We start from the raw sequence: 11,598 nt of genomic DNA, 5'->3' as shown, positions 1-11,598 counted from the left end.
GGCGGTATCCTCGCGCTTTCGCCACGGGAGAATGTCATGCGTCGAATCCTGGTCGCTGCCGGATTGCTGTTTGCCTGTCTGCCCGCGTTCGCCGCGATGAAGAGCAAGCCCGTCGAATGGACGGTCGGCAAGGATCGTTTCAGCGGTTACGTCGTCTATGACGATGCTTCGAAACTCAAGCGTCCCGGCCTGCTCATGGTTCCGGACTGGTATGGCGTGACGCCGGCCGCGCTCGACAAGGCCAAGCAGCAGGCGGGCACGGACTACGTGGTCTTCGTGGTCGACATGTACGGCAAGGGCGAGCGCCCCAAGGGCGACGCCGAAGCGCTGGCGCAAGTGAAGAAGCTGTACCCGAATCCGGCGTTGATGCGCGAGCGGATGCAGGCCGCGCTGGACACCTTCAAGGCGCAGGCGTCATCGGTGCCATTGAACAGCGCGAAGATCGGCGCGTTCGGTTTCTGCTTCGGTGGATCGTCGGTGCTGGAGCTGGCGCGCAGCGGCGCGAAACTGGCCGGCATCGTCACCTTCCACGGTGGCTTGCATACCGAATCACCGGCAGCTGCCAATTCCGTGCATACGCCGTTGCTTGTCCTCAATGGCGCGGCCGATGAAGGCCAGAAGGCGGCGATCGTGCCGTTCGAGGAAGAGATGGATCGCGCCGGTGCCGATTGGCAGTTCGTCAATTTCAGTGGCGCGGTGCACTGCTTCGCACTGGAAACCGCCAACAAGCCGGGATGCAAGTACGATCCCCGCGCGGCGCGGCGCGCCTACGCGATGATGCACGCCTTCTTCGCGGGGCGTTTCGCGGTCGATTGACCGGCGCGCGGATCAGCGGTCGCGGTTGACCGCGTAACGCGCCAGTCCGCGCAGTGCGGCGACGGCATCGTTGTCGGCGAGGCCGTCGATCGCCGCCTCGGCGGCATCGGCATAACGCTGGGCGACCGCGCGGCTGTAGCCGAGGCTGTCGTGCGCGGCGATTGCGGTAGTGACTTCCGGCAGCGCCGAGACATCACCGGATTCGACGATCGCCCGCAAACGATCACGGGTCGCGGCGTCGGCATGCGCCATCGCATGGATCAGCGGCAGCGTCATCTTGCCTTCGGCGAGATCGTCACCGAGGTTCTTGCCCATCGTCGCCGCATCGGAGGCGTAATCGAGCACGTCATCGGCGATCTGGAAGGCGTAGCCGAGATGCATGCCGTAATCATGCAGCGCCTGTTGCGTCGTGGCGTCGGCGTCCGATAGCAGCGCGCCGAGGCGGGTCGCCGCGGCGAACAGGATCGCGGTCTTGCGCTCGATCACGCGCAGGTAGGCGGGTTCGTCGGTATCGGGATTGCGCACGTGCAACAGTTGCAGCACTTCGCCTTCGGCGATCATGTTGGTGGTATCGGCGAGGATGCGCTGCACGTCCATCCGTTCCAGCTCGACCATCAGCTGGAAGCTGCGCGAATACAGGAAATCGCCGACCAGCACGCTGGTGGCATTGCCCCAGACCGCGTTGGCGGTGCTGCGGCCGCGACGGAGGTCGGATTCGTCGACCACGTCGTCGTGGAGCAGGGTGGAGGTGTGGATGAACTCGACCACCGCGGCGAGCTGGTGGGCGTCCGCGCCCATGTGCCCGAGCGCGCGCGACGCCAGCAACAGCAGCATCGGGCGCAGGCGCTTGCCGCCGGCGCCGATGATGTATTCGGCGACCTGGTTGATCAGCACGACGTCCGACGCCAGCCGGCGGCGGATCAGGGCGTCGACGGCGGCCATGTCGGGCGCGGCCAGTTGCTGGATGGCAGGGAGGGAAAGCGCGGAACGATCGGTCATCGGGAGGTTGGCCGGGATGCTGTGCCGATTATAGAAGGTGAACGCGGATCGTCCGGGAACGGGGAAAAACCTGACCCGCCACTGCGACATCGGCCGGCTGGCGGGGCCCGGCGCGCTAGAATGGAATATCCCTGTCGGCGGCAACGCCGGCATCCAATCAACCAATGACCAAAACGTAAGGAGCCAGACATGGCACGCGGAATCAATAAAGTGATTTTGGTCGGGAACCTCGGCAACGACCCCGACACCAAGTTCACCCAGGGCGGCATGGCGATCACCACGCTCAGCATCGCCACCACCACGGTTCGCAAGGACCGCGACGGCAACCAGCAGGAAAAGACCGAGTGGCATCGCGTCAAGCTGTTCGGCAAGCTCGGCGAGATCGCCGGCGAATACCTGAAGAAGGGCCGCGAGGTCTACATCGAAGGCCGCATCGAATACGGCAGCTACGAGAAGGACGGCGTCAAGCACTACACCACCGACATCATCGGTGACGAGATGCAGATGCTCGGCGGTCGCCCCGATGGGGGCGGCCAGGGCGGTGGCGGTGGTGGCTACGAGCGCAGCGCGCGCCCGGCCCCGGCCCAGCGCCGTGAACCGGCTCACCAGGCCCCGGCGGCATCGGTCGCCGATTTTGGCGGTGACTTCAACGACGACGATATTCCGTTCTGAACCGGAAACATCGCGTGATGCATCGGACGGCGCCTGCGGGCGCCGTCTTCGTTTTCGCGGCATTTATCGCAGCGCAGCTGGACTTGACCGCCGCCAGACCTTAGTTTGTCGGCACTTCCGTCCACGGACCCGACATGGCCAACCCGCAGAACGCAGCCGCGCCCCGCAAGGAATTCACCCTGCGCGGCATCATCCTCGGCATCCTCATCACGGTCGCATTCACCGCGGCCAACGTGTTCTTCGGATTGAAGGCGGGCCTGACCTTCGCGACCTCGATCCCGGCGGCGGTCATCTCCATGGCCCTGCTGCGCGGCTTCAAGGATTCGACCATCCAGGAAAACAACGTGGTGCAGACGGTGGCGTCGGCGGCGGGCACGCTGTCGTCGATCATCTTCGTCCTGCCCGGCCTGGTGATGATCGGCTGGTGGACGCACTTCCCGTTTTGGGAGTCGTTCCTGATCTGCGGGCTCGGCGGCATCCTCGGCGTGATGTACTCGATCCCGCTGCGGCGCGCGCTGGTCACCAATTCCGACCTGCCGTATCCCGAAGGCGTGGCCTGCGCCGAAGTGTTGAAGGTCGGCAGCGGCGACGACACCAAGGGCGTGGAAGAGAGTCGCGCTGGCCTGCTGGCGGTGATGTGGGGTGCGATCGTCGCGGCGGCATTCGCGGCGGTGGTGGCGACCAAGGTGTTCGCCAGCGACGTCGCCAACTATTTCCGCATCGGCGATGGCGACAAGGCGCCGGTCTCCGGATACGACTTCTCGCTGTCGATGGCCTTGCTTGCCGTGGGTCATCTCGTCGGCCTGTGGGTCGGCCTGGCGATGCTGCTCGGCGCGGTGATCGCCTGGGTCTGGGGCGTCCCGCATTATTCGGTTTTCTCGACTGTCACCTCGAATGTTGCCGATATCGCTGGCGATACGTGGAGCCACAAGATCCGTTTCATCGGCGCCGGCACCATTGGCGTCTCCGCGATCTGGACGCTGCTGAAGCTGATCAAGCCGGTGATCTCCGGACTCACTTCGGCGATGGCGGCATCGAAAGTGCGCAAGGCTGGCCAGTTGCACACGCTCGACCGCGTCGAGCACGACATCCCGATCGGCGTGGTCGGCGCGATCATGCTCGCCAGTTTCGTGCCGATCGCGTGGCTGTTCGGTCATTTCGCCAATGGCGCCGGACTCGGCGACCACATGTGGCTGCTGGTGATCGGTGGTCTCGTCTATTGCGTGGTGATGAGCTTCCTGGTGTCGGCGGTCTGCGGCTACATGGCGGGACTCATCGGTTCCTCCAACAGTCCGCTGTCGGGCATCGGCATCCTGGTGGTGATCGGTGCGGCCTTGTTGCTGGTGTTCGCGGTCAAGCCGATGTTGCAGCCGGGGCAGGAGAAGTCGCTGGTCGCCTTCGCGTTGTTCGTCACCGCGGTGGTGTTCACCGTCGCCGCGATCGCCAACAACAACCTGCAGGATCTCAAGACCGGGCAACTGGTCGATGCGACGCCGTCCTGGCAGCAGTGGGCACTGGTCGTCGGTGTCGTCGCCGGCGCCGCGGTGATCCCGCCGGTGCTCGATCTCGTCAACCAGGCCTATGGCTTTGCTGGTGCGCCCGGCGCGGTGGCTGGCAAGGCCTTGCCGGCACCACAGGCAGGGTTGATCTCCGCACTCGCGCAGGGCGTGATCCAGAACAACATCGACTGGAGCCTGATCGAAATCGGCGCCTGCATCGGCGTGGTGCTGATCATCCTCGACGCGATCATCCAGAAGGTCACCAACCACAAGGGCCATTGCTCGCCGCTCGCGGTCGGCCTCGGCATCTACCTGCCGACCTCAGCGACGCTGATGGTGGTCGTGGGCTCGCTGGTCGGCGCGCTCTACGATCGTCGCGCCGAGCGCAGCAAGCGACCTGAAGCCGCCAAGCAGATGGGCGTGCTGCTGGCCTCGGGCATGATCGTGGGCGAAGGTCTGATCGGCGTGCTGATCGCCGGTGTCGTCGCCTTCCAGCTGTTCCCGCTGGAACTGGTGGGCGATGGTTTCGCCACCGCAGCCAAGTGGATCGGTGGCGGCGTCTTCGTCCTGGTGATCCTGGGGCTCTACCGTTACGCCGAGGCATTGTCGAAGCGGGCGGGAGCGTAACCTTCCACCGCAGCGCAGCAGGCGACAGGCGCGGCAACCGCTAGAATCGTCCGATCCCTCGATCGGACGACTTTGATGACTCTCCGCCACGCCCTGCTGCCGCTCGCGCTGCTTGCCGCACTTCCCCTGTCCGCGCAGACGCAGCGCGGCTTCACCGTGCGCGACATGGTCGCGCTGGATCGCTACTCGTCGCCGACGCTGACGCCGGACGGCGGCGTGGTGGTGTTCGCCAAGCGCCAGATGAATTCCGAAGTCACCAAGGCGTCGACCTCGCTATGGACGCGCAACCTGCGCACGCGCGACATGGCGCCGCCCAAGCGCCTGACGCCGGAAGGCTGGAACGTCAATTCGCCGACGGTGTCGAAGGACGGCAAGACCGTCTACTTCCTCAGCGGCAAGAACGGCAGCTCGCAGCTGTATGCGATCCCGCTGATGGGCGGTGAGCCGAAGCAGCTGACCGACCTGCCGCTCGATGTCGATGCCTACCAGTTCGCGCCCGATGGTCATCACGTGGCCGTGGCGATGGCGGCATTCCCCGAGTGCAAGGGCGATCTCGCCTGCAGCAAGCAGAAGTTTGATGCCAAGCCCAAGACCAGCGGCGTGGTGTTCGACCGCATGTTCATTCGCCACTGGGATACCTGGAACAACGGCAGCTACAACCGCGTGTTCGTGACCGACATCGGTGATGCCGCGGCCAAGAACGCGACGCTGGTGAGTGGCGCGATCAACGGCGACATTCCGTCCAAGCCGTTCGGGGATCTCGGCGATCTCGCGTGGTCGCCCGATGGCAAGCAATTGGTGATGAGCGTGCGCCAGGGCGATCGCGTCGAACCGTGGAGCACCAACTTCGACCTGTGGCTGGTCAACGCCGACGGCAGCGGCGAGCCGCGCAACCTGACCGCGGCGAACAAGGCCTGGGACGCCGGCCCGGTGTTCTCGCCAGACGGCAAGACCCTGTACTACCGCGCGATGAAGCGCCCCGGTTTCGAGGCCGACCGTTTCGCGTTGATGGCGATGGACATGGCCAGCGGCAACACGCGCGAGATCGATGCGAAGTGGGATGCATCCGCAGACGGCATCTCCCTGTCCGCCGATGGCAAGACGATTTACACCACTGCCGTCGAACTCGGCCAGCATCCGCTGTTCGCGGTCGATGTCGCCAATGGCGAAGTGACCGCGATTTCGGGTGCGAAGAAGGGCTCGATCTCGTCGTTCGCCGTCGCCGGCAACACGATCGCCTTCATGCGCAACAGCCTGCAGAGCGGCGACCAGTTGTTCGTCACCGATGCCCAAGGCAAGGCGCCAGAGCGCGCGATTACCCCGAGCGCCGGCGAGATGCTGCCGGGCGTGAAGTTCGCCGACGCCGAGCAGTTCACCTTCATCGGCTGGAACGGCGAAACCGTGCATGGTTACGTGGTCAAGCCGTGGAACTACCAGCCGGGCAAGAAGTATCCGGTCGCGTTCCTGATCCACGGCGGTCCGCAAGGCAGCTTCGGCAACGGCTGGAGTTATCGCTGGAATCCGCAGACGTATGCCGGTCAGGGCTATGCCGCGGTGATGATCGATTTCCACGGTTCCACCGGCTATGGCCAGAAGTTCACCGACGCGATCAGCCAGCACTGGGGCGATCGCCCGCTGGAAGACCTGCAGAAGGGTTGGGCGGCCGCGTTGCAGAAGTATCCCTTCCTCAACGGCGACAAGGCCTGCGCGCTCGGTGCGAGCTATGGCGGGTTCATGGCGTACTGGATCGCCGGCAACTGGAGCCAGCCGTGGAAGTGCATCGTTGCCCACGATGGCGTGTTCGACAACCGCATGATGGGCTACGCCACCGAGGAGCTGTGGTTCGGCGAATGGGAGAACGGCGGCACGGTGTGGGAGAACACTGCCGGCTACGAGAAGTTCAATCCGATCAACCACGTCAAGGACTGGAAGGTGCCGATGCTGGTCGTGCACAGCCAGCAGGATTTCCGCATCCCGGTGGAGCAGGGCATCGCCGCGTTCAGCGCGTTGCAGCGCAAGGGCATCGAATCGAAGTTCCTCTACTTCCCCGACGAAAACCACTGGGTGCTGAAGCCGCAGAACAGCATCAAGTGGCACGACACGGTGAACGACTGGCTGAAGTCGCACATCGGCCAGTAATCGCGTGGAGGCCGTCACCCGGGTTCCGCTGATCCAGGACGACATCGTCGTCCTGGGCGTTCTCGCCGCCGTGCTCGGCGGGGTGTTCTGGGCGTCTTCTCGAGAGTCCGGATTCCTGCGCCGGTTCTTCGACCTCGTGCCGCCGTTGCTGCTGTGCTATTTCATCCCCGGCATCCTCAACAGCCTCGGCGTCATCGACGGTATCCACAGCAAGCTCTACAACCCGGTTGCGAGTCGCGTATTGCTGCCGGCGTCATTGGTGTTGCTGACGCTGACGGTCGACATCCCGGCGATCCTCAAGCTCGGGCCCAAGTTGCTGCTGATGTATGTCGCGACCTCGGCCAGCGTGATGCTCGGTGGCGTGTTTGCGTTCGTGACGATGCAGGCGCTGTTCCCGGCGACGATGGGCGGCGATACCTGGGGCGGCATGGCCGCGCTCGCCGGCAGCTGGATCGGCGGTGGCGCCAACATGGTGGCGATGAAGGAAATCTTCCATGTCGATGCCGTGACCTTCGGCCAGTTTGCCGTGGTCGATGCCGCGGTCGCCTATGTGTGGATGGCCGTGCTGTTGTTGCTGGCGCAACGCGCGAAGGAAATCGACACTGCGCAAAAAGCCGACACCGCCGCACTCGATGATTTGAAGCATCGCCTTGCCGACTATCGCAGCAAGCACGAACGTCCGGCCACGCTCACCGACATGGTGATGATCTTCGGACTCGCCTTCGGCACCGTCGGACTGGCGCACTGGATCGCCGGCGCCTTCGCGCCGTGGATCGGCGATCAATTCCCGTTGGCGAAACGCGCTGGCCTCGGCGAACCGCTGGTGTGGATCATCGCCATCTGCACCTTGACCGGTTTGTCGTTGAGCTTCACCCGCATGCGTCGCCTCGATGGCGTCGGTGCCTCGACCATCGGCACGCTGTTGCTGTATGTCCTGATCGCCTGCATCGGCATGCAGATGGACATCGGCGCGGTGTTCAACAAGCCGGCCCTGCTGCTGCTCGGCGTGGTCTGGCTCGGCTTCCACATCATCATCCTGTGGCTGGTCGGGCGCCTGATCCGCGCGCCGCTGTTCTATTTCGCGGTGGGATCGCAAAGCCATATCGGTGGGCCGGCATCGGCGCCGGTCGTCGCCTCGGCCTTCCATCCCGCGCTTGCGCCGGTCGGTGCCTTGCTCGGCACGCTCGGCTACGCCACCGGCACGGTGCTCGCCTATCTGCTCGGACTGATGCTGAAGGCGCTTGCGGGCGCATGAGCGAACACAAGACGCGCCCGAGCCTCGGACTTCGCCGCCTGTGGCGTGCGCTCGGTCCCGGCATCACCACCGGCGCGGCCGATGACGATCCGTCCGGCGTTGCCACCTATTCGATCGCGGGCGCGCAGTTCGGTACCCACCTGCTGTGGCTGTCATGGCTGACCTGGCCATTGATGGGCACGGTGCAGATGATGTGCGCACGCATCGGCATGGTCACCGATCGCGGGCTGGCGGGCGCGTTCCGTCTGAAATTCCCGCGCTGGCTGGTCGGTCTGGCCTCGTTGGCGCTGCTGTTGGCCAACGTCATCAACATCGGTTCCGATCTTGCCGGGATGGCCGATGCCGCCGAGATGCTCGGTTGGGGTTCGTCGCACATCTACGTGACGGTGTTTGGCGTCGGCATCGCGATCGCGGCGATCCGCCTGCGCTACCACGTGATCGCTTCGGTACTGAAATGGCTGGCGCTGATCCTGTTCGCCTATATCGCGACCGCCTTCATCGTGAAGCCCGATTGGTCCAGCGTGCTGCACGCGGCGGCGATCCCGCAGTGGCCGCGCAATCATGACGCCTGGGCCACCGTCGTCGCGATCCTCGGCACCACCATCAGTCCCTACCTGTTCTATTGGCAGGCAGGGCAGGAGGTCGAGGAAGCGACCGCCAAGGGCCGCCGGTTGATGCGCCATCACCAGCAAGTGCCCGACGAGGACATCGCCTTCCGTCGCGCGGATGTCGCACTCGGTACGCTGTTCTCCAACATTGTGATGTTCTTCATCATCCTCACCACCGCGCTCACGCTCGGCGCGCACGGCATCACCCAGATCACCACCACGCGCGAGGCGGCGGAAGCACTGCGTCCGCTCGCGGGCAATGCGGCCTACCTGCTGTATTCGGTCGGCATCATCGGCACCGGCCTGCTGGCGATTCCGACCTTGGCGGGATCGGCGGCATACGCGTTCGCGGAAACCTTTGACTGGGCCTACGGGCTCGACCGCAAGTTCCGCCAGGCGACATCGTTCTACGCAGTGTTCGCGTTGGCGATCCTCGCCGGCGCGTCGATGGACTTCATGGACATCGATCCGATCAAGGCGCTGTTCTGGACCGCGGTGATCAACGGCGTGCTGGCGCCGTTCCTGCTGGTCGGCGTGCTGCTGGTGGCTTCGGATCGCAAGCTGATGCAGGGACAGCCGAGTTCACGCATCAGTCGCGTGTGCGTGGCCATCGCCACGGTGTTCATGTTCGCAGCGGCGATCGGGTTGTTCGTGTTCTGAAGTTCAGCAGCAGCGCGAGCGGCCCTTGCCGTAGCGCGCCTGCATCCGCTCCACGAAGAACTCCTCGCGCGTCATCGGCGTGCGTTCGGGATGATGGCTGCGGACGTGGGCAACGTAGGCAGCGTAATCCGGCACACCGATGGCCAGGCGCGCCGTGCGTTCCAGCCAGCGCCAGGCTTCAGTGATCGAAGGCGACATAAGGCGTCTCCCGCGCGGTCGGCACCGTGGACCAGTGCGCGCGCAGCATCTCGCGGATGCCGAAGATCGCCGTCAGCACCACGACGATCACGAACACTGCGCACAAGGCGGCATCGAGCTGGTTGTTGAAGATCACCCGCTGCATGTCCTGCAGCGACTTCGCCGGGGCCAGCACTTCGCCGCGGGCGACCGCTTCCGAGAACTTCTGTGCGTTGGCCAGGAAACCGATCTTCGGATTGGGGTGGAGGATCTTCTGCCATCCCGCGGTCAGCGTGCAGGCGAGCAGCCATACCGTCGGGACCGCCGGAACCCACAGCCAGCGGCTGCGCTTCGACTTCACCATCACCACGCAGCAGAACACCAGCGCGATCGCCGCCAGCATCTGGTTGGCGATGCCGAACAACGGCCACAGCGTGTTGATGCCGCCCAGTGGATCGACCACGCCCTGGTAGAGGAAGTAGCCCCAGGCGCTGGCCGCAAGCAGGGTACAGATGATGTTCGCGCCCCAGTCATGCGTGCGTGCGAACGGCGGATACACGACGCCGGCGAGATCCTGGATCATGAAGCGCGCCACGCGCGTGCCGGCATCGATGGTGGTGAGGATGAACAGCGCTTCGAACAGGATGGCGTAGTGGTACCAGAACGCCATCAGCCCTTCGCCGCCGATCAAGCCGTGCAGGATCTGCGCCATGCCGACCGCCAGCGTCGGCGCGCCGCCGGCGCGCGCAAGGATGGTGGTTTCACCGATGTTGTGCGCGGTCGACGTCAGCACGTCGGGCGTGATCACGAAGCCCCAGTTCGAGATCGCCTGTGCCGCCGCTTCCGGCGTGGTACCGATCAGTGCCGCCGGTGCATTCATGGCGAAGTAGATGCCGGGATCGAGCACGCAGGCGGCGATCAGCGCCATCACCGCAACCATCGCCTCCATCAGCATGCCGCCGTAACCGATCAGCTTGGCTTCGCTTTCGTTCGACAGCATCTTCGGCGTGGTGCCGGATGAAATCAGCGAATGGAATCCCGAAACCGAACCGCAGGCGATGGTGATGAACAGGAACGGGAACAGTTTCCCGGAGAACACCGGACCGCTGCCGTCGACGAATTTGGTGATCGCCGGCATGTGGAGTTGCGGCATCGCCACGATCACGGCAAGCGCCAGCAACAGGATGGTGCCGATCTTGAGGAAGGTGGAGAGATAGTCGCGCGGCGCCAGCAGCAGCCACACCGGCAATACCGCGGCGATGAAGCCGTAGCCGATCAGCATCCATGCCAGTGCGCGGCCATCGAAGGTGAACATGTGCGCGAGTTCGGGCGATGCCGCCACCTTGCCGCCGCCCCAGATCGCCAGCATCAGCAGCACGAAACCGATGATCGACGCCTCCAGCACGCGGCCCGGGCGCAGCCAGCGCAGCGACACGCCCATCAGCAACGCGATCGGGATGGTTGCCGCGACGGTGAACGTGCCCCAAGGGCTGCCGGCCAACGCCTTCACCACCACGAGTGCGAGCACCGCGAGCAGGATCACCATGATCATCAGGATGCCGATCATCGCAGTGACGCCGGCGGCCGCGCCCATTTCGCTGCGGATCATCTCGCCCAGCGAACGGCCATCGCGACGCACCGAGAACACCAGCACCAGGAAGTCCTGCACCGCGCCGGCGAAGATCACGCCGAACAGGATCCACAGGAACCCGGGGAGATAGCCCATCTGCGCGGCGAGTACGGGGCCGACCAGCGGACCTGCGCCGGCGATCGCGGCGAAATGGTGGCCGAACAGGATGGTCTTGTCGGTCGGCTCGTAGTCGAGGCCGTCCTTGTGCCGCCATGCCGGCGTCATCCTGCTGGGATCGAGATGCACCGCGTGCGTCGCGATGTAGCGCGCGTAGAAGCGATAACCGATGAAGAAGACCGACACCGATGCCGCGACCAGCCACATCGCGTTGATGGTTTCGCCACGTTGCAACGCCACCACGCCGAGGCAACAGGCGGCAAACACCGCCAATGCCACCCAGCCCAGCATCTTGATCGCCTGCATGCCGTTCGCTCCACGGGGACTCCCGCGAGCGTGGCGCTTCACGGCGCGGGCGTCAATGCGCGCCGCGGCACGGGATGTTCGACTTTGGTCGTA

9 protein-coding genes are annotated in these 11,598 nt (G+C 64.9%); 6 read left to right on the top strand and 3 right to left on the bottom strand.

Features of this window, described 5'->3' with window-relative positions:
• Positions 1 to 36 precede the first annotated feature (36 nt).
• Positions 37 to 816 carry a dienelactone hydrolase family protein gene (locus ABE093_RS03470; RefSeq protein WP_430759447.1) on the top strand — a complete coding sequence of 260 codons (780 nt, stop codon included), beginning with the start codon at positions 37 to 39 and terminating at the stop codon, positions 814 to 816.
• 12 nt (positions 817 to 828) lie between these two features.
• Here ABE093_RS03470 and ABE093_RS03465 read toward each other — a convergent pair whose 3' ends face one another.
• Entirely contained in the window at positions 829 to 1,815 is a 987-nt protein-coding gene (locus ABE093_RS03465; RefSeq protein ID WP_430759446.1) for a polyprenyl synthetase family protein, read from the bottom strand.
• A 189-nt stretch (positions 1,816 to 2,004) separates the two neighbouring features.
• Here ABE093_RS03465 and ssb point away from each other — a divergent pair, with 189 nt between their 5' ends.
• The 5 genes from ssb to ABE093_RS03440 all read left to right on the top strand — a co-directional run bounded on the left by ssb (position 2,005) and on the right by ABE093_RS03440 (position 9,275).
• A complete protein-coding gene (ssb, locus tag ABE093_RS03460) occupies positions 2,005 to 2,487 on the top strand; it encodes a single-stranded DNA-binding protein (protein WP_430759445.1) in 483 nt (160 codons plus the stop codon).
• Between the two features lie 134 nt (positions 2,488 to 2,621).
• Positions 2,622 to 4,613: an OPT family oligopeptide transporter gene (locus tag ABE093_RS03455; RefSeq protein WP_430759444.1), complete on the top strand. Its 1,992-nt coding sequence runs from the start codon at positions 2,622 to 2,624 to the stop codon at positions 4,611 to 4,613.
• Positions 4,614 to 4,688: 75 nt separating this feature from the next.
• Complete coding sequence (locus ABE093_RS03450) at positions 4,689 to 6,752, top strand: prolyl oligopeptidase family serine peptidase (protein WP_430759443.1); 2,064 nt, start codon at positions 4,689 to 4,691, stop codon at positions 6,750 to 6,752.
• A gap of 28 nt (positions 6,753 to 6,780) precedes the next feature.
• Positions 6,781 to 8,007, top strand: coding sequence for a DUF819 domain-containing protein (locus ABE093_RS03445; RefSeq protein ID WP_430760076.1), 1,227 nt, complete (start codon positions 6,781 to 6,783; stop codon positions 8,005 to 8,007).
• Positions 8,004 to 9,275 (top strand): NRAMP family divalent metal transporter, encoded by a 1,272-nt coding sequence (locus ABE093_RS03440; RefSeq protein WP_430759442.1) that lies wholly within the window; start codon positions 8,004 to 8,006, stop codon positions 9,273 to 9,275. The genes ABE093_RS03445 and ABE093_RS03440 overlap by 4 nt, the downstream gene beginning before the upstream one ends.
• Positions 9,276 to 9,278: 3 nt before the next feature.
• On the opposite strand, the gene ABE093_RS03435 is transcribed toward ABE093_RS03440, so the two are convergent.
• Together ABE093_RS03435 and ABE093_RS03430 are read right to left on the bottom strand one after the other, a co-directional pair.
• Positions 9,279 to 9,473 carry a YbdD/YjiX family protein gene (locus ABE093_RS03435; RefSeq protein WP_430759441.1) on the bottom strand — a complete coding sequence of 65 codons (195 nt, stop codon included), beginning with the start codon at positions 9,471 to 9,473 and terminating at the stop codon, positions 9,279 to 9,281.
• Positions 9,454 to 11,505 carry a carbon starvation CstA family protein gene (locus tag ABE093_RS03430; protein WP_430759440.1) on the bottom strand — a complete coding sequence of 684 codons (2,052 nt, stop codon included), beginning with the start codon at positions 11,503 to 11,505 and terminating at the stop codon, positions 9,454 to 9,456. Before ABE093_RS03430 ends, ABE093_RS03435 begins: the two co-directional genes overlap by 20 nt.
• Between the last annotated feature and the right edge of the window lie 93 nt (positions 11,506 to 11,598).

It is taken from the genome of Solilutibacter silvestris (assembly GCF_050574925.1).
GTDB classification, from domain to species: domain Bacteria; phylum Pseudomonadota; class Gammaproteobacteria; order Xanthomonadales; family Xanthomonadaceae; genus Solilutibacter; species Solilutibacter silvestris_A.
Note: the sequence above shows the minus strand (reverse complement) of the source record. Positions and strands in the feature narration are given on the sequence as shown.

Excerpts from the sequence above, each read along its gene's own strand:
- ABE093_RS03470 (WP_430759447.1), top strand. The coding sequence starts at position 37 with ATGCGTCGAATCCTGGTCGCTGCCGGATTGCTGTTTGCCTGTCTGCCC.
- ABE093_RS03465 (WP_430759446.1), bottom strand. The coding sequence starts at position 1,815 with ATGACCGATCGTTCCGCGCTTTCCCTCCCTGCCATCCAGCAACTGGCC.
- ssb (WP_430759445.1), top strand. The coding sequence starts at position 2,005 with ATGGCACGCGGAATCAATAAAGTGATTTTGGTCGGGAACCTCGGCAAC.
- ABE093_RS03455 (WP_430759444.1), top strand. The coding sequence starts at position 2,622 with ATGGCCAACCCGCAGAACGCAGCCGCGCCCCGCAAGGAATTCACCCTG.
- ABE093_RS03450 (WP_430759443.1), top strand. The coding sequence starts at position 4,689 with ATGACTCTCCGCCACGCCCTGCTGCCGCTCGCGCTGCTTGCCGCACTT.
- ABE093_RS03440 (WP_430759442.1), top strand. The coding sequence starts at position 8,004 with ATGAGCGAACACAAGACGCGCCCGAGCCTCGGACTTCGCCGCCTGTGG.
- ABE093_RS03435 (WP_430759441.1), bottom strand. The coding sequence starts at position 9,473 with ATGTCGCCTTCGATCACTGAAGCCTGGCGCTGGCTGGAACGCACGGCG.
- ABE093_RS03430 (WP_430759440.1), bottom strand. The coding sequence starts at position 11,505 with ATGCAGGCGATCAAGATGCTGGGCTGGGTGGCATTGGCGGTGTTTGCC.